Source organism: Photorhabdus temperata (assembly GCF_025384845.1).
GTDB classification, from domain to species: Bacteria; Pseudomonadota; Gammaproteobacteria; order Enterobacterales; family Enterobacteriaceae; genus Photorhabdus; species Photorhabdus temperata.
Map to the genome: position 1 here is coordinate 24103 of NZ_JAJAFX010000031.1, position 24066 is coordinate 48168.

The following is a 24066-nucleotide window of genomic DNA, read 5'->3' on the forward strand; positions in this document are numbered from 1 at the left end:
ATCATACAGTTCCCTCGTCTTTATAATCCTTCTTACTAAGAAGAATAACCATCAAAAAATAATATATAGAAGGAACACAATGGATATCTATCAGGAAAGTATCAGCTTTTTAGGTAACGGTGCCGATTTCGATGAAAATGGATTATTTCAATGTGAGTTATCATTCGATACTAATGACCATGGTGAGGCGCTTTTCTTAACCATATTTAAGAATGAAACAACCATTAATTTACACATATCTCTGACCAGTCCAGTTGAATTACCAACGCCTCTTCCAGAAGCGATTGCAGTCGCGATCGGTGAACACGCGCTAGAACCTTTTAGAGGTGGCTTTGGTATTGGCTTAATGCCTGATAGCCGTAGATTAACGATTTATAAGATTATTTCTCTATCAAATAAGCCTCAAAATTATGTGCAAAACATCTTTCAGCAACTGTTAGAAAAAATGGAGCAATGGCACCATTTTATTGAACAAACGAATAACGCAGAAACGATCCCAGAAAAACTACCTGTCGGGATTTTTATTTAATCCCTGCAGCGAACTCCCCTATTTATAATATGAGGTTAATTTATGTCAACAATTCAAATTAATAGTCAGCACAGAGGTAGTTTAGACTTCGCGGATATTCAAAATATCAAAACCAATGCGAAAGAAGGTGATACGGTTAAGTTTGGCTCTGTATTTGGTAAAGAATACAGCGTTACTAAAAACAGTGATGGTGAAGTTAGCCTAAAACAAAAAGAGAATCGCAGATTTTTTAACCGCTTCTTTAGCAATACAGATTCATCGAAAAACAGTGATTTAAAACTGAATCTGATGAACCAACAGCTGCACAAAAAAGAGAACAGCGGCAACGTTAAGGTCTTAACATTAACCTACAACCAGGCTAACCAAAAGATGCCGGAAGAGACTAAGAACTACTTCCAGAATCTGATCCAAAAAGGTGATTATGATGTGGTCTTGTTTGCTGAACAAGAGTCTAAATTGCTTGCTAACGATCTAGAACTCGATGGCATGAACCTCCTTAGCCAAAACAAAATGAAAGTAATGACCAAAGGTCTTGGTGAAGGTGTTAGTTATACTTCTATGTCTGTTTTTGCTAAAGATGGCGTCGATATTAACGTGAAAAAAGAGTCTGAGTATCGTCACGGTATCGGTGGACGAAACATGGCATTCTTCATGGGTATCACTGGTAACAAAGGCGGGGTGAAAACCGCTTTAGAGATCAATGGCCAAGCTTTAAACGTGATTTCCGCGCACTTGGATTCTAACAAAGAAGTAAAGCGTGAATTCGAAGGAAACAAGTTGATGGAGGGGATCAAACCGAATGAAGAGGTTCTGATCACCGGCGATCTCAATGAACGTGAGAAGCGTGTTGCTGAAGGCTCTGATGTGCTGTACGACCCAATTGCACACGATGATACGCATTTAGCAAAACATGGCTTTAAGTTCAAACCACTCGATAGCCATACTTACATGCAGCTTGATAAGCACACTGGCAATATTAAACAGAAAGAAGGTCGAGATCGTCCTGATTTCGGTGAGCTCGATAATACTGGTTTAACCAACAAAACGGGTAACTTACAGAACCATGAAACCAGTGTGATCACTGATGGATTTGTGAATGTCAGTGACCACAAACCAGTGCAGTCTATGTTTGAGGTAAGAAGTTTCTCTCAAAAACTCATAGAAAACGCGATGACTCAAAATGCTGGTGACTTCAAAAATGACGCGGCGTACCTAAAGCCTGGTACTGATCCAGCTAACGCGACGTTTGACGATGTCACTTCCGCTAACCAGGCACGTCTGGGTTTAGAAAGCTTAAGTCCCAATGAACAAGAGTTCGTAAAAGAGAACTTTTCGAGTTTTATTATCGGTAAAGATGCACTCTTCAGTCAGTTAACTAGCGGCTTTATGGAAGAGATGGGTCAACTTCACGCATCTGATCTTGTTAAAAACCCAGCTCAACTACAAACGCAGCAAATTGCATTGAGTGAAAAGTACGAACTTCTCAGTGATAAAGTGAATGCTGAATTTAATAAACAATTCGTTGCCAACCTCTAATAGCAATCTAACAATTGCTCTCTGTTAGATATTAAAAGCAAAGAGTGGTCAGTTTTTGAAAGGGCGTTTATCCCGAAAAAAGTATGCTAAATTGAAAAATTGGCATACTAATCAGCTCGAACATAACGAAGGCGATTCTACCTTAATCGGGTGATGCCTCTGATCGGTTGAAGCGGTATGATGGGTGCTTTTGAGACTCAGCACTTCATAGCATCCATCACCGTTCACTGTCCTCGTTGCCACTCTGACCGCGCATATCGCCACGGTAAGACCCCTGCCGGTCACGTTCGCTATCGTTGCCCAGCCTGTCCCCATGTTTTTCAGCTCACCTACACCTATGAAGCTCGCAAACTTGGCGTCAAAGAGAAGATTGTCGATATAGCGTTCAACGGCTCGGGTGTCCGTGATACCGCTCGTGTCCTCAAGATTGGCATTAACACCGTCCTGCGCGCCCTAAAAAAATCGCACCAAGGCAAGTAACTACCGATTGGAATGAAGATTTTACGGGCAGCTTTGAGCGATAAAATTTCTATGAATAACATACATCAAACAGCAAATAAGACCAGCTTTATGCTGGTCTCAGACCGCAGACAAACCTCATTGAAAAGAACGAGGTTTGTTTTTTTCATAATGAAAAATGTTATCCATTTTCCTCATTAAGCCCATGTGATCGTCCTCCAAGGCACCATTTTTGCCTCTGCCGTACCACATGCCCCCTTTATCCAGCAATAAAAATAACAAAACGTGGCGACTAGCAACGCTATCTTCTTGATATTTTGGGCTGTTGCCGCCAGCAGACACTGTATCTGAACTTTCAGTAACCCACGGAAACGGGCATAACGATGCCCAAGAAGCAGCAGGAAAATTAGGCTTTGATCGGAGAATAGCTCCTCCTAAAGCACCATTTAACTCACATGGGCAACCTGTATTTTTTGATGGAAAAACCTATATTACTCCCGATGTTGATAGCCATAATGTTACTAATGGCTGGAAAATGTTTGACCGTAGAGGTAAGCGAATGGGGACTTACGATAGTGATCTGAACAGAGTTAAGGACTAATTGATGTTTGGTATATTTCCCAGTGATGCACCCATCAGAGAAAACAATGAGCTAATTCTGCCTGCAACAATTATTATTGATACATTTACAGAAGCAGTTCACATACCTTTATCTTATTGGAGCTTTGAGGATTACAAACGAAGCTGGCGAGCTTCTCTTGAGGAGGGTATACACAGTAAAAAACCTGTGGCGCTAGCTGTATCAATGTATGAACCTGATTATACAAATTTTGTATTTGTTTGGGGCATATATTTCGCAGGTGAGGAAGTTTTCTTGCAAAATAGCATCCTCTTTTTAGATGAGTGTCCAGGTTTTACTCCAGAAAAGATAAATAACTTCATAGAGTCGCGTACTACGTACAATGAAGACGGAATGAAAATATCTGAATGGAATACTGATCTAAATAGCATTATAGATTTTTATAACAGTCTTAAAATTAATACAGAATCCCAGTCTTGAGTTAGGGTTTTTACTTTATTGTCCACTAAATTATAGTGGACAATAATGCCCTTAGCATGGGAAGTTTGTTTGGTTCCGAAGGCGCTAAACATTTTGAAGGCGCAGGTTCACTGGCTCAAAAAATGGCCCAATCTGGGGCAATACCGGAAGAAATAAATGCTGCCTTGACTCACTACCTGAAAGGGCAAGTTCCTGATGGTCAGGATCCGGCAAAAGGTCTGATTATTGTGTGGGGTAACTTCTTTGGTGTTCCGTTGGATGTCGTGTTATCAAATGAGCAGGTGACTCTACAGAAAGCTGCGGAAATTGTTGCCGGTGGCATACCTACCGGTAGAAGCGAAGCTGATACAGTTTGTGGCAGCAAAGGCATATCTGTCTTTGAGTAAATACGCTACATATATTACCTCTAGGACAAATGCTATAGGTAAATGAAATAGGTAAATGAATAACTGGCAACTGGAGCCCGAAATTAATCTTGGTTTACTTAAATATACAGAGGTCAAAGGAGATTTTGCTTTTACTCAAGAACTTCTTGCTTTGTTTAAAAGTAGGAACGATGAGAGTGACTATGGGTGGTATAGAATTCTGGTTCATATACTACCGCCAGTACAACTCACGTAAATGAAATTAATATCCAGTTTTTGGATTGCTATTTGGAGAAATTTTATGAAATGTATTCAGTGTGAAAACCCGGCATTACATGAATCAGATTTTTGTGCCACATGTGAAGAGAAAGCGCTGAAAAAGAAAAAACACCTTTATTTTACATTATCCTTTTAGTTTTTACTTTGTTATTTGTAATCGCTGACTTAATGTTGGGTTATTACATATATGGGATAAAACTGGATTATAATAATCTTTCTCTACTTTTTAGAAATGTGTTTTGTGCATGCATATGGATACCTTACTTTATTGTATCTATTCGGGTTAAAAGAACATTTATAAGATAATTATTGGGAATAGGTTATTTTTTAAATAATTTACAACCAATATTCATTCAAAAAAGAAGTTATCTTTGTGGAGAATAACGGATTGGCGAATGCAGGGCGAGATCTCATTTTGCGAAAAATGGAATCCTGCCCTGCGTTTTTTATCTTCATAAATCAGTCTCTTATATAAAACATTTAATCTCTCTGTATTCGCGTTTTTAAATGGTCAGTAAGTAAAATAAGCGAAGGAGAGTATTGCCGATAAATGAATTAAACATAGCAGAGAATAGGCCGTTTTTAGTCACTCTGTACCTTTTTTAAATCTGGCATTAATGGGAGGTATTGTTTTAACCCTATAGTTGACGAATAGCGAAGTTAATCACCGATAAAAAGGCGCTTTCGATTGCCAAAAAAGAAAAATATACGTGAAGAGAAAAAATTAACCATGTTAAAAAGGTGATCGTGAGTAAAACAATTCTCATTTAATAAATAGTTTTCACTGAGCCGTTTTTTTAAATCTAATGGTTTTTTCTATTTTATAATCCATAGTTAATTTCACCATTTTCATTAAACTGATACTGAGTTTTTTCTTTTTTCTTTTTTCTTTTTTCTTTTTTCTTTTTTCTTGTATTTAATTTTCTAGGTTTAAAATCGGAGAGAGTAACAGGTATGCTAACGATATTAAGATTAACACCCATTTTTTTAATTATTTTTAATGTGACTAAATAAACTTTTTTATTCTTTTTTCGTTGTTAATCCAATTAGCTTAAATGTTTATCGGTTTCCTTTAATGGTTATCTCTGATTTTACGTAAATTTTTTACAGCCATGCAAAATCGTTTATTTGAGAAAATTTGCTTAATGCGGTTAATCCTGTTAAATGTTTTGATATAATCTCATATCCTTGTTATTGGATTAATGCTGTCGTTTTACCACCTAAAACCCATTTTTACGGTGTTTTCTCTTTCAATGTTAATAATAGCATCGAGTTTTTTACTCGCTTTAAAAAATCCTTAATCATTTATTTTTATTTTTATTTTTATTTTTATTTTTATTGATTAAAGTTTTCACCTGTTTTTTATAATACGCTTGCCCTTTTTCCAGATTTTAAAACCACACGGACAGATAAAAACGGTTTTTCTTAACTGATATTTAATCACTTTCAGATCAGGCATATTTAATCTTACATGAATGAGTAAAAGTTTTTATAATCCTTTGTTTTTAGATGGCATGAAAAAAGATAATCCACATGATTTAACCTAAATGAGTCGGGCTTTGCGGAGTCAATAAAAAGTAATAAACCTCAAGGTTAAAAGACAGTAAAAATAGCGTTAAAATCCATCCGGTAATAATAAAATGCGATGAAAAGGCGTTTAATGCCCATGCAAACTGCCAGTATAAACTTTTTCGTTTTATTATTGATGAAAACCCGACACTAAAAATCAGCAATTTAAGGAGCGTTTAAACGCTCCTTAAAGATATGTTGATGTTATTAAACCAGTTTTACGTTTCCTGTAATCCCAGTTTTTTCTCCAGATAGTGAATATTGGTGCCACCATTCTGGAAGTTTTCATCATTCATAATCGTCTGTTGCAGCTCGATATTTGTCTTGATGCCATCAATGATCAGTTCTGCCAATGCATTTTTCATGCGGGCAATGGCGTTATCACGATTTTCACCGTAAGTAATCAGCTTACCAATCATGGAATCATAGTAAGGTGGTACGGTGTAGCCGGCATAAATATGCGATTCCCAACGTACGCCAAATCCACCCGCTGAGTGGAAGCGGGTAATTTTACCTGGGCTTGGCAGGAAAGTGTGCGGATCTTCGGCGTTGATGCGACACTCAATGGCGTGACCACGAACAACAACGTCTTTCTGCTTAATTGAAAGTGGCATACCGGCGGCAATCCGCAATTGTTCTTTAATCAGATCAACACCGGTAATCATTTCTGTCACTGGATGCTCAACCTGAATACGGGTGTTCATTTCAATGAAATAGAATTCGCCGTTTTCATACAGGAATTCGAAAGTACCGGCGCCGCGATAGCCAATTTCAATACATGCGTTGGAGCAGCGTTCACCAATGCTGCGGCGCATTTCTGGCGTGATGCCTGGTGCAGGAGCTTCTTCAACCACTTTCTGGTGACGGCGTTGCATAGAGCAATCACGTTCAGCCAAATAAATTGCTTGACCCTGACCATCGGCCAGTACCTGGATTTCAATATGACGCGGGTTTTCAAGGAATTTTTCCATGTAAACCATATCGTTGTTGAAAGCAGCTTTTGCTTCCGCACGGGTCATATTGATTGATTGTTCCAGATCTTTATCACTGCGGACGACGCGCATACCGCGACCACCGCCGCCACCGGATGCTTTAATGATCACTGGATAGCCGATGCGTTTAACAATGGCTTTGTTTTTCTCTGTATCATCAGATAACGGACCATCAGAGCCAGGTACACAAGGAACGCCTGCTTTTTTCATCGCATTAATAGCGGAAACTTTATCACCCATCAGGCGGATCGTTTCTGCTCTTGGGCCAATAAAAATAAAGCCGGAACGTTCAACTTGTTCAGCAAAATCTGCGTTTTCAGACAAGAAACCGTAGCCGGGGTGAATGGCTACTGCACCGGTGATTTCTGCCGCAGAAATAATCGCTGGGATATTCAGATAGCTTTTTGCAGAAGCTGCCGGGCCAATACAGATAGTTTCGTCTGCCAACAGCACGTGTTTTAAGTCACGATCCGCAGATGAATGTACCGCAACGGTTTTAATCCCCAACTCTTTACAAGCTCGCAGGATACGCAGGGCGATTTCACCACGGTTAGCAATTACAATTTTATCAAGCATGGGAACGCCTCGTTATTCGATGACGACCAATGGCTCGTCAAATTCAACGGCTTGACCGTTTTCCATAAGAATTGCTTTAACTACACCCGCTTTGTCAGCTTCAATCTGGTTCATCATTTTCATGGCTTCAACGATGCAGAGGGTATCACCTACATTGACACGGTCGCCGATGTTGATAAATGGTTTCGCATCCGGGCTAGGCGTACGATAGAAGGTACCTACCATTGGGGAACGAACAACATGACCGTCGATTGCAGCCGATCTGTCGCTGATCGTTTCTGGCAGAGCCTGAGAAGGAGCAACTGCGTTAGCCAGAGCAGGTTGTTGAGCTTGAACGGGAATATATTGTTGAGCTGCCGGAAAACTCTGGGGGGCTAATGCGCGGCTGATGCGCACTGACTCTTCCCCTTCAGAAATTTCCAGTTCAGAAATGCCAGATTCTTCAACCAGCTCGATCAGTTTTTTTATCTTACGAATATCCATGAGTGTGATTCCGTACTCTTCTGTTTCATTTAGTTGAGTTTTGCAAGCGGTTTACCGCTGCCTGTAATGCAAAGCTATAGCCATCTACCCCTAAACCGCAGATTACACCAACAGCAAGATCTGAAAGATATGAGTGATGACGAAATGGCTCGCGCGCGTGAACATTGGAGAGGTGGATCTCAATAAATGGGATCTTCACTGTCAGCAATGCATCACGCAGTGCCACGCTGGTATGCGTGAATGCAGCAGGGTTAATCAAGATAAAATCAGTATTACCCTGCGCAGAATGAATTCTATTTATCAGCTCAAACTCTGCGTTGGATTGCAGGTGACTGAATCTAACTTCTGATTGATGGGCCTCTTCAGATAATTTGCTGACGATATCGTCGAGCGTTAAGTTGCCATAGATATCAGGCTCCCTGGTTCCTAACATATTCAGGTTAGGGCCGTTAAGGAGTAAAATGTGAAATTTGTCTGCCATTGTGCTGGTATCTCCGGCAATTTGTCAACAATTGCCCAACATAATCCTATATTAACGATTTGTCATCTTTTTAAAACAGCCACAAGTTCATTTCGGCGATAAAGCCCGACATTATAATGATATCGTAGCATTTAGCAGCTAAATACTGGTCTTATCAGAGAAAATGTCAAGAATAAAACCGCCGTACTTTAGAGGCTAGTCACAATTCTTAACGAACTCTTACCAATGTACGTCCTGTAACCTGGTTAGCTATCAATTTATTTGCGTATTCCACGGTTTGGTCCAGTGTTATCTCAGTCGCTGCCTGTTGGTAAAAAGAAGCGGGTAGCAGTTTTTGCAAGCGTTGCCACACCGCAGATCGCTTGGTGGATGGAACCGTGACAGATTCTACGCCTTGCAAACGTACGTTCCGTAAAATAAATGGCATGACTGTTGTTGGCAGATCGGCACTACCGGCAAGCCCACAGGCTGCAACGGTACCGTTATAGTGAGTTTGAGCCAGTATTGTTGCCAGTAAATTACCGCCTACAGTATCAATTGCTCCAGCCCAAAGTTGTTTTTCTAATGGGCGGGGTGGTTGGCTAAGTTCATTACGTGGCAAAACTTTTTTTGCGCCAAGGGATAACAAATATTCGTGATTTTCCTGTCTGCCGCTAACGGCAACAACAGAATAGCCAAGTTGTGAAAGAAGCACTATCGCAGTACTTCCTACGCCGCCGCTGGCGCCGGTTACAATAACATCACCACTTTCTGGTTTAACGCCGCCTTGTTCCAGCGCGATAACACACAGCATTGCGGTAAAGCCGGCAGTACCAATGATCATTGCCTGCCTGCTATTCAAACCGGTTGGTAAAGGTGTCAGCCATTCTCCTGAAACTCTGGCTTGTTCTGCCAGGCCACCCCAATGATTTTCTCCTACACCCCAGCCAGTTAACAGTACATGCTGGCCGATATGAAAACGGGGATCTTCTGTACTGTGCACAATCCCAGAGAAATCAATACCCGGTATCATTGGGAATTGGCGGATAATTTTCCCTTGACCTGTGATTGCTAATGCATCTTTATAGTTTAGGGTTGACCAGTGAATATCGACGGTAACGTCTCCCACGGGAAGGTGAGAAGCATCAACTTCTTCTATGGACGCTGATAGTTGATTCTGTTGTTGCTTAAGTAGCAGAGCTTTCATTAGATGGTTCCGTTCTCTGTAAGTCATTTTGTTATTAAATAAGAATAGATAAAAATTGGCAGTTTACATAAAGAGTATAAGAAAAAATAAAGTGTTGATGGATTATCAAGCAGAATCTGTTCGGCATTTTTCCTGTGATGTCAGTGTTAGGTTTCAGTATCAGTATATGGCAAGCTATTTTAGAAAGTTCTGTTTTTTATTATTTTTCAGCAGGAGATACTGTATTTTGGTCGAAATTTATTACATTATTATCTTGTTCGCTACACAGACTGATACTTACAGTTAACTATCGGAAATAGTGAGCAGAAGAGTCGATGATATGTGAACTTACAGGAATAGCTACTGGTCAAAATAGAGATCAGTGGATCGGCTACGACAGTAACGGTAGCGCTATAACGCTGAATTATGCAAAACCGGGTGGTTCCTGCACTTCGTTATGGAACAATTGGTAAAATTAACCCATTTTTATGCAGTTTTTTTCTGCTCCGTTTGGAAAAAGTAACGTAGAATATTGCGTTGTTGATATGAATAACGTAGCCACTTTTTTATTGAAGCAGGTGCTTATGCGCCTTGTCCCTGCTTCATGTGGTTGGTAGAGTAGACGGGTTTTGTTCCGTCCCCAGCTTGCAGGATTATCCTTTCGCTATGTTTAAAAAATTTCGTGGCATGTTTTCCAACGACTTGTCTATTGACTTGGGTACCGCCAATACCCTTATTTATGTCAAAGGTCAGGGTATTGTATTGAATGAACCTTCTGTAGTCGCAATCCGTCAGGACCGTGCCGGCTCATCGAAAAGTGTTGCTGCCGTTGGGCAGGAAGCAAAGCAAATGCTGGGTCGTACACCGGGTAATATCGCGGCGATTCGTCCGATGAAAGATGGCGTGATTGCTGATTTTTATGTTACAGAGAAAATGCTGCAACACTTTATTAAACAAGTTCATAGCAACAGTTTTATGCGCCCAAGCCCACGAGTTTTGGTTTGTGTGCCAGTCGGTGCAACTCAGGTTGAACGCCGGGCAATTCGTGAATCCGCGCTCAGTGCCGGAGCCCGCGAAGTGTTTTTGATTGAAGAGCCTATGGCGGCGGCTATCGGCGCCGGCCTGCCTGTTTCTGAAGCAACAGGTTCTATGGTTGTGGATATCGGCGGCGGTACTACAGAAGTCGCGGTTATCTCTCTGAATGGCGTTGTTTATTCATCATCTGTACGCATTGGTGGTGACCGGTTTGATGAGGCTATTATCAACTATGTCCGCCGTAATTATGGTGCGCTGATTGGTGAAGCGACTGCTGAACGTATTAAACATACTATCGGTTCAGCCTATCCTGGCGATGAAATGCTCGAGATTGAAGTTCGTGGCCGTAATTTGGCTGAAGGCGTACCGCGTGGTTTTACCCTTAACTCCAACGAAATTCTTGAAGCTTTGCAAGAGCCGTTAACGGGTATTGTCAGTGCTGTCATGGTCGCTCTTGAACAGTGCCCGCCAGAATTGGCTTCCGATATTTCAGAACGTGGCATGATCCTGACTGGTGGTGGCGCACTACTGCGTAATCTTGATCGCTTACTGATAGAGGAAACCGGTATTCCGGTCATTGTTGCGGAGGATCCGTTGACATGTGTTGCCCGTGGTGGTGGAAAAGCGCTTGAAATGATCGACATGCATGGTGGTGAGCTCTTCAGCGAGGAGTGAGTATTAACTTGCAAGTGAGGGAGGAATGACAGGTAGATCAGACCTCCTTGCTATTGCTGTCTGGGAATTCCATTGTTTATGAAACAGCACAGTTTGGAATAGCGCAGCTTATGAAGCCAATTTTTAGCAGGGGGCCTTCCCTGCAATTACGACTTTTCTTTGCTGTTATTGTTGCCATTACTCTGGTTGTGGCAGACAGCCGCCTTGATGCTCTCAGTAAAGTCCGTAACTATATGGATACGGTGGTCAGTCCATTTTATTTTCTTGCCAATGGCCCGCGTCAAGTACTTGATGGTGTGTCCGAAACGCTTGCCTCCCGTGAACAACTGCAATTGGAAAATCGTGCCTTACGCCAAGAATTATTGATTAAAAACAGTGAGATGCTGCTATTAGGGCAACTTAAACAGGAAAATTCCCGCTTGCGTGAACTGTTGGGATCACCTTTGCGTCAAGATGAACACATGATGGTGACACAGGTGATTTCCGGTAAGGCTAATCCTTATAGTGATCAGGTGGTCATTGATAAGGGCTCAAGAGAAGGCGTTTATGAAGGGCAACCTGTTATCAGTGATAAAGGCATTGTTGGTCAGGTTGTTGCTGTCAGTCAGTTTACCAGCCGGGTATTACTGATTTGTGATACGACCCATGCTTTGCCAATCCAGGTTTTACGTAATGATATCAGGGCTATTGTTGCGGGTGCAGGCTGTGCTGATGATTTGCAATTTGAGTCATTACCAAGCAATACCGATATTCGGGTTGGGGATGTGCTGGTCACTTCTGGGTTAGGTGGCCGTTTCCCAGAGGGTTATCCGGTAGCTGTGGTATCGTCGGTTAAAGTCGATAATCAGCGGGCCTATACTGTAATTCAAGCTCGGCCAACCGCAGAATTACAGCGTTTGCGTTATTTGCTGTTATTGTGGGGGGCGGACAATAACCCATCCGAACCATTGCCTCCATCAGAAGTTTATCGTGTAGCTAACGAGCGTTTAATGCAGATGATGCCTCAGGTATTGCCGCATGCAAATGAAATGGGGCCGCCAGCACCGTCTTCTGTTTCTGATGAAATAACCCAAGCGACAGGAAAAGTGAAAGATTCTGAACCGGCAATATCATCTGATAAATTTATAAATGCGGGAAATCGTTAATGAATCAATACCGGAGTCATGGGCGTTGGATCATTTGGTTATCTTTCTTGATTGCGATGGTGCTGCAAATTATGCCGTGGCCGGAGCAAATTTATATGTACCGGCCTACCTGGTCAGCACTATTACTCATTTACTGGGTGATGGCATTACCTCACAGGGTTAGTGTTGGTACGGGCTTTGTATTGGGGATCATCATAGACCTGATTCAGGGAGCAACACTGGGTGTTAACGCCTTAGCTTATAGTCTTGTTAGCTATTTGGTGTCATTTAAGTTTCAATTATTCCGTAATATGGCACTTTGGCAGCAGGCTTTGGTCGTCGTTGCTTTATCGGTGCTGGTGGATCTCAGTGTTTTTTGGGCAGAGTTTTTGTTATCAAATGTTGCTTTTCATCCAGAAATATTCTGGAACAGTTTGGTCAACGGTATTCTTTGGCCGTGGTTATTCCTGTTAATGCGAAAAATCCGTCGTCAATTTAATGTGCATTAGTGGTTGGATCCGGACAGCATACATAACCTGAAACGTACATATAGTCTGTGAGGATGATTCGTTTCGCTCGCCCTTAGGGCTGCACTGAAATGCGTTCAAAAGCGACGGCTTTTGTTTGAGTTTTGCCTTGGTGCGCCCTTTATTACAAGAACGGCAAATAAAAAGCCCTAATAAGATAAGTAGTAAGGACAATATCATCATGAAAACCCTCTATCTGGCTTCCGGCTCACCAAGGCGGCGTGAGCTGGTTGAATTATTGGACTTTAAATTTGAAATTCTTTCTCCTCAGGTAAAGGAGCAATGGCAAGAGGGTGAAACTCCGCGTCAGTATGTCAGCCGATTAGCAAAAGATAAATCTCTGGCGGGGGTTGTTATTGCGCCAGAGGATTTTCCCGTGTTGGGAGCGGATACTATTGTTATATTGAATGATAGGATTTTGGAAAAACCCCGTAGTGAACAACATGCCGTTGAAATGCTCAGTGCACTTTCCGGGCAGTGTCATCAGGTAATTACAGCTATTGCTTTATCAGATAGTCAGAGTACTTTAAGTGATATAGTCGTTACAGATGTGACCTTTCGCCAATTATCTACGCAGGAAATTTTGGATTATGTAGCGACCGGTGAGCCAATGGATAAAGCGGGCGCTTATGGTATTCAGGGAAAAGCAGGTTGCTTTGTTAAAACGCTGAATGGTAGTTATCACTCAGTAGTTGGTCTGCCATTAGTGGAAACGCATGAATTAATCACAAAGTTTTTCGCGTTGGTTGATGGAAAGAGGAACACATGACAGCAGAGTTATTAGTCAATATAACACCATCAGAAACACGCGTTGCCTACATTGATGGTGGGATTTTGCAGGAAATCCATGTCGAAAGGGAAGCCAAAAGGGGCATTGTCGGCAATATTTACAAAGGTCGTGTAAGCCGGGTGTTACCAGGGATGCAGGCGGCCTTTGTTGATATTGGGCTGGAAAAAGCGGCTTTTCTTCACGCTTCAGACATTATGCCCCACACGGAATGTATTGCCGGCGAAGAACGCAAGAACTTCCATGTCAGAGATATTGCTGAATTGGTTCGCCAGGGGCAGGATTTGATGGTTCAGGTAGTGAAAGATCCACTTGGCACCAAAGGAGCCCGGTTAACTACGGATATTACATTACCTTCCCGCTATCTGGTATTTATGCCCGGTGCTTCTCATGTTGGGGTTTCGCAACGTATCGAAAGTGAAGAAGAGCGTAATCGCCTGAAAAATATTGTTGCTGACTATTGTGATGAGCATGGTGGTTTCATTATCAGAACTGCTGCCGAGGGCGTTGGCGACGAAGAGTTAGCTCAGGATGCGGCTTTCTTGAAACGATTGTGGAGTAAGGTGATCGAGCGTAAAAAGCGTAATGTCACTAAAAATAAACTTTATGGCGAATTGGCTCTGGCTCATCGTATTTTGCGCGATTTCGCCGGAGCGGCTCTTGATCGTATTCGAGTGGATTCTCGTCTGACGTTTAATCAGTTACAGGAGTTTATTAGTGAATATATTCCTAAAATGACAGCCAGATTGGAACTTTATAGTGGCAATCAACCTATTTTTGATCTGTTTGATGTAGAAAATGAGATCCAACGGGCACTCGATCGTAAAGTTGAATTGAAATCAGGTGGTTATCTGATTATTGACCAAACAGAAGCGATGACCACAATTGATATTAATACTGGCGCATTTGTCGGGCACCGTAATCTGGAAGAGACTATCTTTAATACTAATATCGAAGCGACGCAGGCTATTGCCAGACAATTAAGGTTACGTAATTTGGGGGGTATTATCATTATTGATTTTATTGATATGAATAGTGAAGATCACCGCCGACGGGTACTGGCTTCTCTTGAACAGGCTCTGAGTAAAGATCGTGTTAAAACAACGATTAATGGTTTTTCACAACTCGGGCTGGTGGAGATGACGCGTAAGCGAACCCGTGAAAGTATCGAGCATATACTCTGTGACGACTGTCCTACCTGTCATGGAAGGGGGACCGTAAAATCTGTTGAAACTGTCTGTTATGAAATTATGCGTGAAATTGTGCGTGTTCACCGGGCAGTTGATGCAGATCGCTTCCTTATTTATGCCTCACCGGCCGTGGTCGAAGCGCTGAGAGGGGAAGAATCCCATGCACTGGCAGAAGTGGAAATTTTTGTTGGTAAGCAGGTAAAAGTTCAGACAGAGCAGCTCTACAGTCAGGAGCAGTTCGACGTCGTTATGATGTAATTATCTGGTTTGCTGGCATAACAGCGCTGGCAACCAAGGAGATGCGTGTGAGGCGACTGCCGGGAGTATTATTAGCGACAGCCGCAATAGTCATTATTATTATGGCTTTGCTTGTCAGTGGGTTACGTTTTCTACTGCCGCATATTAATGGCTATCGCCCGCAATTGCTCGCTACAGTTGAGTCAATTGCGGGTGTACCTGTTGATGTTGGATATATTGCTGGAAAATGGGAATCTTTTGGGCCTGTTCTTGAATTACGTGATATCAATGTGAAAACTGCCAGTGCAGATGTGAAGGCAAAAAAAATCACGGTTGCATTGGATATCTGGTTATCTTTGCTGAGAATGCGCTGGGATTTTCGCGATCTGACTTTTTATCAATTGCAGGTGGATTACCATCAACCGTTGTTTAATGATCAACGCGGTAATATGTTTTCCCAATCAGATACGTTTTCTAATCTGTTTCTCGAACAATTTGATCATTTTAATCTGCAAGATAGCCGTCTTACTTTTCTTACCCCCTCTGGTGAACGGGTTGATCTGTTGTTACCACAATTAACCTGGCTGAATAAAAATAACTATCATCGTGCTCAAGGGGAAGTCAGCCTTTCTTCTATTAATAATCAGCATGGGAATGTACAGGTTAAATTTGATTTGCGTGACACTAACGGTGTATTGGATAACGGCACTGTTTATTTGCAGGCAGATAATGTTGATATGCATCCGTGGTTGAGTCGTTGGTTGCAGGATAATACTGGGCTGAAAGATGCTGAATTTAGTTTGTCTAGCTGGATTACGCTCAAAGATGGGCGAATTGATGGTGGTCAACTGCAATTACGTCAGGGAGAAGCTAACTGGAAAGTTGCTGACAAATCCCACCGTCTTTCTGTCAGTGATCTGGTATTACGGATGCGCCGTCAGGATAATGGTTGGTTGTTTGATGCGCCTGAATTGGCAAGCCTGGCCACTGACAGTCAGCAATGGCCGTCAGGCAAGGCGTCTGTGCTCTATCTGCCGGAAGCTAAGAAGTATGATGGTAAAGATCACTGGCGTATCCGGGCGAAGAATATTCAACTTGAACGGTTGAGCAGTATTTTACCCACTTTCTCTTTTTTAACCCCTGATGTTGTCAGAGATTGGGAACGTCGCCAGCCGCAAGGATTGGTAAATCATCTCGCTCTCGATATAACACCGGAAATTGCAGACGATTTCCGAATGAGTATGCAATGGCAGGATGTGAGTTGGCAGCGCTGGCGGGGGCTGCCTTCTATTGATAATTTCTCTGGTTCTCTCAACGGTAGCTTGCAGCAAGGCGAACTTAGCTTTGCATTGAAAGATAGCGTAGCTGATTATCGCGATATGTTCCTGGCACCGTTTGAGATATCCCAAAGTCATGGAGAAATATTCTGGCGGCAGGATAAGCGAGGTTTACAACTTTGGAGTCAGGGGCTGGATTTGCAGGCGAAATCATTGTGGGTCAGTGGTGATTTTCGTTATCAACAACCAAAAGAGCAGCCGCCGGCGCTGAGTATTCTGGCGGGAGTACGGGTTTATGATGCGGGTGATGCTTGGAGGTATTTTCCTGAGCCTTTGATGGGAACATCTCTGACTGACTATCTGACCGCTTCAATTATTAAAGGGCAAATAGAAAACGCAACGTTTGTTTTTCAAGGCAATCCCAAAGATTTCCCATTTGTAAAGAATGAGGGTCAGTTTCAGGTTTTCGCCCCACTGCGTCATGCTACTTTCCAGTATCAACCAGATTGGCCGGCGCTGCTGGATCTTAATATTGATCTTAATTTCCATAATAACGGTTTGTGGATGCTGGCTGCGCAAACTGCGCTTGGCAAAGTGAAAGCGAATAATATTTCAGCAGTAATTTCTGATTATAGTAGAAAGAAATTGTTAATCGACGCTAATATTCTGGGGGATGGTAAAGATATTCATGAATATTTTACCCGTAGCCCGTTAGCGGATTCTGTTGGTGAAACGCTTAATACATTACAGATTGGTGGTCAGGTTGCGGGTAATTTGCATTTGGATATTCCACTCAATGGCGGCAATGTGGATGCCAGTGGTGAGGTCACTTTAAAAAATAACCATTTGTTGATTAAGCCGCTGGGCAGTGAAATGAAAAATGTCAGTGGCCGGTTCCGTTTTGATAATGGTAATTTACAAAGTGACAAATTATCAGTGCAATGGTTTGGACAGCCTGTTACTGTTGATTTCTCTACCAAGAACTTATCAAAAAACTATCGGGTAGATGTTGGTCTGAATGCTCATTGGGCTGCTGCGAAATTACCTGAACTACCACCAGCAGTTGCCAAAACGCTTTCTGGTTCTGTTGATTGGCAAGGGAACGTGGGTATTAGTTTACCGTTTCAGGGTAAGGCCCAATATGATGTGAAAATCGACGCTGACTTGTCACAAGTAGATAGCCATTTATCTGTCTTGAAAGCAGATGAACTGCGTAAACTGAAAGTGCTTCATATTCTGGCTGATGGTGATATGGATCAGCTGCGGGTAACAGGGACGTTAGGTAAGCAGTATGCGTTTAATACTCAATGGAGTTTGGCAGAGAAAAGTACTCAACTGTCACGGGGAATTTTACAAAGTAACAGTGACAAAATTCCTGACTTACCTGAAAAATCGTTATTGGAATTGAATCTTCCGGCAATTGAGGGTGAAGAGTGGTTAGGGCTAATTGCGCCTTTGACTTCAAGTTCTTCATTGGCAGGAAGAGCACTGTTGCCACAACATCTGCATGTGTCGCTTCCGTCACTGGATGTGGGGGGACAACGTTGGAATCAGTTATCGTTAGATGTAGAACAACAGTCCTGGGGAACACAGGTTAGTGCTGATAGTCAGGAAATCAATGGTAAGCTTAATATTCGTAATAGTGGCCCGTGGCAGCTGAATTTGAGCCATCTTTACTATAACCCTCTGCAATATAACTCTCAGCAACCTGAATCAGATTTATCTAAGCAATCTCAAACAGGTACAACTCAGCGTTATTCGCTGAACCAATGGCCTTCATTAGATATTGTCTGCTCTGAGTGCTGGATTATGGGGTTGAAACTTGGGAAAGTGTCTGGCTCCCTGATACCAGAAGGTAATTCGCTTGTATTAAGAGATGGAATGGTAGACAACAGCGCCAGTAAACTAAATTTGGCTGGTCGTTGGCAAGAAAGTGCCGGAGAGAATAATACTCATCTTATGGGGCAATTCTCCGGTGAAAAGTTTGATGAGATGGCATCTTACCTTGGTATCGTCGTGCCAATTGTTAAATCGCCGTTTAACTTCCGTTTTGATTTTAACTGGTTGGATACACCGTGGAAACCCGATTTACGGACACTGAATGGCAATCTTAAAAGCGATTTAGGTAAAGGTGCTATCGAGAAACTGGGCGGGGGAAGTGCCGGTCAGTTGCTAAAACTGGTCAGTTTTGATGCTTTGTTGCGTAAATTGCAGCTCGATTTCAGTGATACTTTTAGCCAGGATTTTGAATTTGATTCAATCCGTGGTGATGTTTCAGTAAAAAATGGGATACTCAAGACTAAAAATTTACGGATCGATGGACTGATTGCTGATGTGATAACGAAAGGAGAGATTGATCTTGTGCGCCAACAGATCAATATAGAAGCCATCGTCACGCCGGAAATTTCTGCTACTGTCGGTGTAGCAACGGCTTTTGTTATCAATCCGGTAGCTGGTGCCGCATTATTCGCGGCAACCAAGGTCTTGGGGCCGTTATGGAATAAGATATCGGTTATTCGTTACCGGATTACCGGTAATCTTGAACAACCGAAAATTGATGAAGTCCTGCGTCAACTTAAGGAGAATAGAGGAACATGAGAAACGTCAATGTTGCACTCTTACAGTTATGTAGCGGTGAGAATATCAAACATAATTTAGCGCAAATTGAACAACAAATTAAGCCGTTGCCGGATACGATCAAGCTTGTGATGACCCCGGAAAATGCATTGTTGTTTGCTAATGCTGTCAGCTATCGTCATCATGCAGAACCGCAGGGAAAAGGGCCTTTGCAGCAAGCTGTCAGTGAAATCGCACGTCGTTATGGTGTCTGGTTATTAATTGGTTCTATGCCGCTTATCAGCCGTGAAAATCCGGAACGGATCACCAGCAGCAGTCTGTTGTTTGATGATCAGGGTGAGATCCGCGCCCGTTACGATAAAATCCATATGTTTGACGTCAATATTGATGATGAACATGGAGCATATAACGAATCGTCTGTTTTCCAGCGTGGGGAACATATTACTGTCGTGGATACACCTGTTGGTCGTCTTGGTATGACCATATGTTATGATCTGCGTTTCCCAGGGCTGTTTCAGGCTTTGCGTGAGCAAGGCGCTGAGTTGATATCTGTGCCTGCGGCATTTACCCGTTTAACAGGAAAAGCACATTGGGAGCCACTGTTACGGGCCCGCGCTATTGAAAACCAGTGTATTCTGTTGGCACCCGCTCAGGTTGGTGTACATGGAACCCGTCAAACATGGGGCCACTCAATGGTTGTAGACGGCTGGGGGAAAGTGATTAAGAAAAACCCAGATGCAGTCAGTGCATTACAACTGAATGTCAGGGCGGATAGCCTGAAGATTATGCGTGAGCAGATGAAAGTGGTGAAACATAACCGCTTCCGGCCACAGTTGACTTCCCTGATTGAAAAGAATACAGCAAATTAAAGAGTATCAATTATGAGTTTAACTTCTGTCAGTGAACATTTACTGGCTGCAAATAAATTAAGCCATCAAGATCTGTTTTCAGTACTTGGTCAACTGGCTGAACGTCGGCTGGATTATGCCGATCTCTATTTTCAGTCCAGCTATCATGAATCTTGGGTGTTGGAAGATCGGATTATTAAGGATGGTTCCTATAATATTGATCAGGGTGTTGGTGTTAGGGCTATCAGTGGTGAAAAAACCGGTTTTGCTTATGCAGACCAGATCACATTGAATGCATTGCAACAAAGCGCACAGGCTGCCCGTAGCATCGTCCATGAAACAGGAAATGGTAACATCCATACCTTTGGCGAAGTGGCTTACTCTCAGCTTTATGCGGCAATCGATCCGCTGCGAAGTTTCTCCCGTGAAGAGAAAATTGCGTTATTGCACCGAGTGGATCAGGTCGCTCGTGCCGAAGATCCGAGAGTGCAGGAAGTGAATGCCAGCCTGACAGGGGTCTACGAACAGGTATTGGTTGCGGCAACCGATGGGACTTTAGCGGCTGATATTCGTCCTCTGGTTCGCTTATCTGTCACGGTGCTGGTGGAAGATAACGGCAAACGTGAACATGGCACCAGCGGCGGTGGCGGCCGTTATGGTTATGAATATTTTCTGGAAATGGTGAGTGGTCAGATCCGTGCAGAACAATTTGCGCGTGAGGCTGTTCGTATGGCGCTGGTAAATCTTTCCGCTGTTGCTGCACCTGCTGGTACTATGCCGGTTGTTCTGGGAGCGGGTTGGCCGGGCGTGTTGCTGCATGAAGCTGTTGGTCATGGGTTGGAAGGCGATTTTAACCGCCGTGGTACCTCCGTATTCTCGGGTCAGATTGGAAAGAAAGTCGCTTCTGAACTTTGTACGGTGGTTGACGATGGCACGATAAAAGGTCGCCGTGGCTCATTGGCAATTGATGATGAAGGTGTTCCTGGGCAATACAATGTATTGATTGAGAATGGCATTCTCAAAGGTTACATGCAGGACAAAATGAATGCACGTTTGATGGGGGTTGCGCCGACGGGCAATGGCCGCCGTGAATCGTATGCCCATCTGCCTATGCCTCGTATGACTAACACCTATTTGCTGGCGGGTCATTCCACACCGGAAGAGATCATCGGTAGTGTAGAAAATGGTTTATATGCGCCAAATTTTGGTGGCGGCCAAGTGGATATCACTTCCGGTAAATTCGTGTTCTCGACATCTGAAGCTTATCTGATTGAGAACGGCAAGATTACCAAGCCAGTGAAAGGTGCGACCCTTATTGGTTCCGGTATTGAGGCTATGCAACAGATCTCTATGGTAGGAAACGATCTTGAACTGGATAAAGGTGTTGGGGTTTGTGGCAAAGAGGGCCAGAGCGTACCTGTTGGTGTTGGTCAGCCTACTTTGAAACTGGACAACTTGACCGTTGGAGGGACAGCCTGATTTTTGGCTGATTAATACTCTTGTTTGAAGACGCGCAAGAGGAACTGGAAGGGGAACTTAGTTTTAAAATTTTCCCCTAACAGAATTGGCGTCTTGTCTGTTTTAGATAGTTAGGTTGATTCGGCCATATCTTTAAGATACTGGAAAATCTGACGATAAGATTTAGGGGGCTTATTAGCCTCCTTTTCTTTTTTAGCATTGCGGATCAGTGTGCGCAATTGCTGGCGATCGGTTTGAGGGAATAATTCCACAACTTCATCGATAACATCATCATTGCCATCAATCAATTTATCACGTAATTGTTCCAACTTATGGAACAGAACGGTTTGTTGATTGTGACGATTTTTCAGTTTATCAATTGCAGTGGTAATGGGCTCAACATCTCGGGCACGCAGCATTTTACCAATTAATTGTAACTGGCGACGGCGTCCTTCTCTTTTTATCTTCTGTGCAAGTTCAATGGCTGCCAGCAGATCCTCATCCAACGGAATGCGTTCAAGCGCATTTTTGCTGAGATCAACCAATTCTGCGCCCAGCTTTTTCAATGCCTCGGCATCACGTTTAATTTCGCTTTTACTGACCCAAATTATCTCTTCTTCTTCCTCTTCAGCAGGATAATCATTGAGCCAATCTTCAGGCTGCTTTGCCATGGTGGTTTTCCTTTTAAAAAGGCCGGATCTGACAGGTTGATTTTTGGAGCATGACCTGTAGCCCGGTGGGTGTTAACATCCTAATATTGGGTATTGTAACTGGGAAAAACGCCTGATTACCACTCGGCATTACTTTATGTGGATAAAATGGTTCTGTTTTCCTGACAGATTTTCCCTTTATTCATCAAATTACGGGTAATTAATGAAAATCACTGATCAAATCGCGGAACAACGCAAGCAACTGGAAAATGCAGTTTCACAGGCATTAGAATTGGCAACAGCGGGTTGTGATGCCGCGGAAGTTGCTGTTAATAAAACAACGGGTATTGGTGTCAGTACCCGCTTTGGTGAAATAGAAAATGTAGAATTTAATAGTGATGGTGCGCTAGGGATCACCGTATACCATCAGCAACGTAAAGGGAGTGCATCATCAACAGATTTAAGTCCGGATGCTATTGCCCGTACTGTTCAGGCTGCAATTGATATTGCCCGTTATACTTCTCAGGATCCCTGTGCTGGTCCGGCGGATAAAGAGTTACTGGCGTTTGATGCGCCGGATCTTGATTTGTTCCACCCAACAGAATTGGATACTGATAAAGCAATTGAACTGGCTGCCCGCGCGGAACAAACGGCATTACAGGTAGATAAACGTATTACCAATACTGAGGGCGGTAGTTTTAACAGCCATTATGGTATCCGGGTGTTTGGCAACAGTCACGGTATGTTGCAAAGCTATTGCTCTAGCCGTCATTCGATGTCGAGTTGTGTGATTGCTGAATTTAATGGCGATATGGAACGGGATTATGCGTATACCATTAGTCGTCGTATTGAAGATTTAAAATCGCCGGAGTGGGTTGGGCATGAGTGTGCCCGCCGTGTGTTATCCCGTTTATCTCCACGTAAATTACCGACTATGAGAGCGCCTGTGCTGTTTGCTGCGGAAGTTGCAACGGGTCTTTTCGGTCATTTGGTTGGTGCTATTAGTGGTAGCAGTATTTATCGTAAATCTTCTTTCCTGCTTGATCATCTGGGCAAACAAATTCTGCCATCATGGCTGACGATTGAAGAGCGCCCACATTTGCTAGCAGGGTTGGCATCTTCTCCATTTGATAGCGAAGGTGTGTGCACCAGTAACAGGGATATTATTAAAGATGGCGTATTACAGACTTGGCTTCTGACAAATTATTCTGCCCGTAAGTTGGGGATGGCAAGTACAGGCCATGCTGGTGGGATCCATAACTGGTGCATTGCAGGGCAAGGTGAGGATTTTGCTGGTTTACTGCGTCAGATGGGAACGGGATTAGTGGTTACTGAATTGATGGGGCAGGGAGTCAGTGCAGTAACCGGTGACTATTCCCGTGGCGCTGCTGGTTTCTGGGTAGAAAATGGTGAGATTCAGTATCCTGTTAGCGAGATCACTATTGCGGGCAATCTGAAAGATATGTGGGCCAATATGGTCACTATTGGGAATGATATTGAAACTCGCAGTAATATCCAATGTGGTTCGGTATTACTGCCAGAAATGAGTATCGCTGGTCAATAAGAGATACTCAGATTCGGTTACAGTGGCCAGCCCTGTTGAAATGGGCTGGCTGAATTAACGGTGGAGCTCACCGGCAGCTTCTGGTTGGTAAAGTAATTCTAATACTTTGACCCGGGTTTCTTCGCCGTTTGGCAATTTCCAACTGATTTCGTCGCCAATACGAAGGCCCAATAATGCCGCTCCCAAAGGAGCCATAACAGAAAGCTGGTCTGAACTGTCTTGCAGTGATGCAGGGTAAACCAGAGTGCGCACCCGCTCTTCACTGCTTGTCAGATCAAGGAAGCGAACCCGGCTATTCATAGTCACAACATCAGATGGAATTTCTGCTGGAGGTACAATCTCTGCACGATCCAGCTCCTCATTCAAAGCGTCAGCGATACTAGTATCTGCAAACGCTGGCTGTTCCAACAGGGAATCTAAACGTTCTGCGTCTAATTCGTTGATGATAATTGCTGGTTTAGTCATACCACACTCCAAATGGAATCCAACACAAAATAACACCCCGCACCGTGAGGAGGGGGGTGTTATTTAAAATGATTAACCTGATAGTAGGCTGTTCTTACTGGAAAAGAAAGAGATCGTGATCACGAACTGTTTTGTGCTGCTAATGAAAGCAGTTAAGA

The 24066-nt window shown here is 43.0% G+C and carries 21 protein-coding genes and 3 pseudogenes; 16 read left to right on the forward strand and 8 right to left on the reverse strand.

Annotated elements, in window-relative coordinates:
* Positions 1-79 precede the first annotated feature (79 nt).
* Positions 80-529, forward strand: a complete 450-nt coding sequence (ati1, locus tag LGZ99_RS13445) for an Ati1 family type III secretion system chaperone (protein WP_036837479.1) — start codon at positions 80-82, stop codon at positions 527-529.
* Positions 530-571: 42 nt separating this feature from the next.
* Positions 572-2065 carry a VPA0450 family T3SS effector inositol phosphatase gene (locus tag LGZ99_RS13450; protein WP_262979194.1) on the forward strand — a complete coding sequence of 498 codons (1494 nt, stop codon included), beginning with the start codon at positions 572-574 and terminating at the stop codon, positions 2063-2065.
* 111 nt (positions 2066-2176) lie between these two features.
* Here the strand turns inward: LGZ99_RS13450 and LGZ99_RS24845 are convergent, their stop codons facing one another.
* Positions 2177-2380, reverse strand: coding sequence for a hypothetical protein (locus LGZ99_RS24845; protein WP_390894015.1), 204 nt, complete (start codon positions 2378-2380; stop codon positions 2177-2179).
* On the opposite strand from LGZ99_RS24845, the pseudogene LGZ99_RS13455 reads away from it, so the two are divergent.
* Positions 2282-2539 (forward strand): annotated as a pseudogene (locus LGZ99_RS13455) (IS1-like element transposase); the annotation flags it as partial. The gene LGZ99_RS24845 and the pseudogene LGZ99_RS13455 sit on opposite strands and share 99 nt — an antisense overlap.
* 182 nt (positions 2540-2721) lie before the next feature.
* On the opposite strand, the pseudogene LGZ99_RS13460 reads toward LGZ99_RS13455, so the two are convergent.
* A pseudogene (locus LGZ99_RS13460) lies at positions 2722-2913 on the reverse strand (hypothetical protein); the annotation flags it as partial.
* On the opposite strand from LGZ99_RS13460, the gene LGZ99_RS13465 reads away from it, so the two are divergent.
* From LGZ99_RS13465 to LGZ99_RS13480, 4 genes and pseudogenes are all read left to right on the forward strand, one after another.
* Complete coding sequence (locus LGZ99_RS13465) at positions 2850-3125, forward strand: toxin C-terminal domain-containing protein (RefSeq protein ID WP_262979195.1); 276 nt, start codon at positions 2850-2852, stop codon at positions 3123-3125. The pseudogene LGZ99_RS13460 and the gene LGZ99_RS13465 overlap by 64 nt on opposite strands.
* 3 nt (positions 3126-3128) lie before the next feature.
* Complete coding sequence (locus tag LGZ99_RS13470; protein ID WP_036837482.1) at positions 3129-3584, forward strand: hypothetical protein; 456 nt, start codon at positions 3129-3131, stop codon at positions 3582-3584.
* Between the two features lie 56 nt (positions 3585-3640).
* On the forward strand, positions 3641-3970 hold the full coding sequence (locus LGZ99_RS13475; RefSeq protein WP_262979196.1) for a hypothetical protein: 330 nt from the start codon (positions 3641-3643) through the stop codon (positions 3968-3970).
* Between the two features lie 366 nt (positions 3971-4336).
* A pseudogene (locus tag LGZ99_RS13480) lies at positions 4337-4534 on the forward strand (DUF2569 family protein); the annotation flags it as partial.
* A 1481-nt stretch (positions 4535-6015) separates the two neighbouring features.
* On the opposite strand, the gene accC reads toward LGZ99_RS13480, so the two are convergent.
* From accC to acuI, 4 genes are all read right to left on the reverse strand, one after another.
* The gene (gene accC, locus LGZ99_RS13485) at positions 6016-7365 is read right to left on the reverse strand and encodes an acetyl-CoA carboxylase biotin carboxylase subunit (protein ID WP_046975268.1); all 1350 of its coding nucleotides are present in this window, start codon (positions 7363-7365) and stop codon (positions 6016-6018) included.
* Positions 7366-7377: 12 nt separating this feature from the next.
* Positions 7378-7848: an acetyl-CoA carboxylase biotin carboxyl carrier protein gene (accB, locus tag LGZ99_RS13490; protein ID WP_023044069.1), complete on the reverse strand. Its 471-nt coding sequence runs from the start codon at positions 7846-7848 to the stop codon at positions 7378-7380.
* Between the two features lie 25 nt (positions 7849-7873).
* On the reverse strand, positions 7874-8329 hold the full coding sequence (gene aroQ / locus LGZ99_RS13495) for a type II 3-dehydroquinate dehydratase (RefSeq protein ID WP_021323548.1): 456 nt from the start codon (positions 8327-8329) through the stop codon (positions 7874-7876).
* 208 nt (positions 8330-8537) lie between these two features.
* Positions 8538-9515, reverse strand: coding sequence for an acrylyl-CoA reductase (NADPH) (gene acuI / locus LGZ99_RS13500; RefSeq protein ID WP_036837486.1), 978 nt, complete (start codon positions 9513-9515; stop codon positions 8538-8540).
* A gap of 645 nt (positions 9516-10160) precedes the next feature.
* Here acuI and mreB point away from each other — a divergent pair.
* The 8 genes from mreB to tldD all read left to right on the forward strand — a co-directional run bounded on the left by mreB (position 10161) and on the right by tldD (position 21250).
* The gene (mreB, locus tag LGZ99_RS13505; protein WP_021323550.1) at positions 10161-11204 is read left to right on the forward strand and encodes a rod shape-determining protein MreB; all 1044 of its coding nucleotides are present in this window, start codon (positions 10161-10163) and stop codon (positions 11202-11204) included.
* A 110-nt stretch (positions 11205-11314) separates the two neighbouring features.
* On the forward strand, positions 11315-12349 hold the full coding sequence (gene mreC, locus LGZ99_RS13510) for a rod shape-determining protein MreC (protein ID WP_036837535.1): 1035 nt from the start codon (positions 11315-11317) through the stop codon (positions 12347-12349).
* A complete protein-coding gene (gene mreD, locus LGZ99_RS13515) occupies positions 12349-12837 on the forward strand; it encodes a rod shape-determining protein MreD (protein ID WP_021323552.1) in 489 nt (162 codons plus the stop codon). The genes mreC and mreD overlap by 1 nt, the downstream gene beginning before the upstream one ends.
* 199 nt (positions 12838-13036) lie before the next feature.
* Positions 13037-13624, forward strand: a complete 588-nt coding sequence (locus LGZ99_RS13520; RefSeq protein ID WP_021323553.1) for a Maf family protein — start codon at positions 13037-13039, stop codon at positions 13622-13624.
* Entirely contained in the window at positions 13621-15090 is a 1470-nt protein-coding gene (gene rng / locus LGZ99_RS13525) for a ribonuclease G (protein ID WP_021323554.1), read from the forward strand. Before LGZ99_RS13520 ends, rng begins: the two co-directional genes overlap by 4 nt.
* 47 nt (positions 15091-15137) lie before the next feature.
* The gene (gene yhdP, locus LGZ99_RS13530; RefSeq protein WP_036837487.1) at positions 15138-18944 is read left to right on the forward strand and encodes an AsmA2 domain-containing protein YhdP; all 3807 of its coding nucleotides are present in this window, start codon (positions 15138-15140) and stop codon (positions 18942-18944) included.
* Entirely contained in the window at positions 18941-19792 is an 852-nt protein-coding gene (gene nit1 / locus LGZ99_RS13535; RefSeq protein WP_021323555.1) for a deaminated glutathione amidase, read from the forward strand. Before yhdP ends, nit1 begins: the two co-directional genes overlap by 4 nt.
* Positions 19793-19804: 12 nt before the next feature.
* Positions 19805-21250, forward strand: a complete 1446-nt coding sequence (gene tldD, locus LGZ99_RS13540) for a metalloprotease TldD (protein ID WP_023044065.1) — start codon at positions 19805-19807, stop codon at positions 21248-21250.
* 110 nt (positions 21251-21360) lie between these two features.
* Here tldD and yjgA read toward each other — a convergent pair whose 3' ends face one another.
* On the reverse strand, positions 21361-21900 hold the full coding sequence (gene yjgA / locus LGZ99_RS13545) for a ribosome biogenesis factor YjgA (RefSeq protein WP_021323556.1): 540 nt from the start codon (positions 21898-21900) through the stop codon (positions 21361-21363).
* Between the two features lie 202 nt (positions 21901-22102).
* Between yjgA and pmbA the strand changes: the two genes are divergently transcribed.
* A complete protein-coding gene (gene pmbA, locus LGZ99_RS13550) occupies positions 22103-23443 on the forward strand; it encodes a metalloprotease PmbA (RefSeq protein ID WP_262979197.1) in 1341 nt (446 codons plus the stop codon).
* A gap of 54 nt (positions 23444-23497) precedes the next feature.
* On the opposite strand, the gene rnk is transcribed toward pmbA, so the two are convergent.
* Positions 23498-23908 carry a nucleoside diphosphate kinase regulator gene (gene rnk / locus LGZ99_RS13555; protein WP_021323558.1) on the reverse strand — a complete coding sequence of 137 codons (411 nt, stop codon included), beginning with the start codon at positions 23906-23908 and terminating at the stop codon, positions 23498-23500.
* Positions 23909-24066 lie beyond the last annotated feature (158 nt).

Excerpts from the sequence above, each read along its gene's own strand:
- nit1 (WP_021323555.1), top strand. The coding sequence starts at position 18,941 with ATGAGAAACGTCAATGTTGCACTCTTACAGTTATGTAGCGGTGAGAAT.
- mreD (WP_021323552.1), top strand. The coding sequence starts at position 12,349 with ATGAATCAATACCGGAGTCATGGGCGTTGGATCATTTGGTTATCTTTC.
- LGZ99_RS24845 (WP_390894015.1), bottom strand. The coding sequence starts at position 2,380 with ATGGGGACAGGCTGGGCAACGATAGCGAACGTGACCGGCAGGGGTCTT.
- mreB (WP_021323550.1), top strand. The coding sequence starts at position 10,161 with ATGTTTAAAAAATTTCGTGGCATGTTTTCCAACGACTTGTCTATTGAC.
- rng (WP_021323554.1), top strand. The coding sequence starts at position 13,621 with ATGACAGCAGAGTTATTAGTCAATATAACACCATCAGAAACACGCGTT.
- yjgA (WP_021323556.1), bottom strand. The coding sequence starts at position 21,900 with ATGGCAAAGCAGCCTGAAGATTGGCTCAATGATTATCCTGCTGAAGAG.
- LGZ99_RS13450 (WP_262979194.1), top strand. The coding sequence starts at position 572 with ATGTCAACAATTCAAATTAATAGTCAGCACAGAGGTAGTTTAGACTTC.
- LGZ99_RS13475 (WP_262979196.1), top strand. The coding sequence starts at position 3,641 with ATGGGAAGTTTGTTTGGTTCCGAAGGCGCTAAACATTTTGAAGGCGCA.
- pmbA (WP_262979197.1), top strand. The coding sequence starts at position 22,103 with ATGAAAATCACTGATCAAATCGCGGAACAACGCAAGCAACTGGAAAAT.
- LGZ99_RS13520 (WP_021323553.1), top strand. The coding sequence starts at position 13,037 with ATGAAAACCCTCTATCTGGCTTCCGGCTCACCAAGGCGGCGTGAGCTG.
- accB (WP_023044069.1), bottom strand. The coding sequence starts at position 7,848 with ATGGATATTCGTAAGATAAAAAAACTGATCGAGCTGGTTGAAGAATCT.
- tldD (WP_023044065.1), top strand. The coding sequence starts at position 19,805 with ATGAGTTTAACTTCTGTCAGTGAACATTTACTGGCTGCAAATAAATTA.
- LGZ99_RS13470 (WP_036837482.1), top strand. The coding sequence starts at position 3,129 with ATGTTTGGTATATTTCCCAGTGATGCACCCATCAGAGAAAACAATGAG.
- aroQ (WP_021323548.1), bottom strand. The coding sequence starts at position 8,329 with ATGGCAGACAAATTTCACATTTTACTCCTTAACGGCCCTAACCTGAAT.
- acuI (WP_036837486.1), bottom strand. The coding sequence starts at position 9,515 with ATGAAAGCTCTGCTACTTAAGCAACAACAGAATCAACTATCAGCGTCC.
- accC (WP_046975268.1), bottom strand. The coding sequence starts at position 7,365 with ATGCTTGATAAAATTGTAATTGCTAACCGTGGTGAAATCGCCCTGCGT.
- mreC (WP_036837535.1), top strand. The coding sequence starts at position 11,315 with ATGAAGCCAATTTTTAGCAGGGGGCCTTCCCTGCAATTACGACTTTTC.
- rnk (WP_021323558.1), bottom strand. The coding sequence starts at position 23,908 with ATGACTAAACCAGCAATTATCATCAACGAATTAGACGCAGAACGTTTA.
- ati1 (WP_036837479.1), top strand. The coding sequence starts at position 80 with ATGGATATCTATCAGGAAAGTATCAGCTTTTTAGGTAACGGTGCCGAT.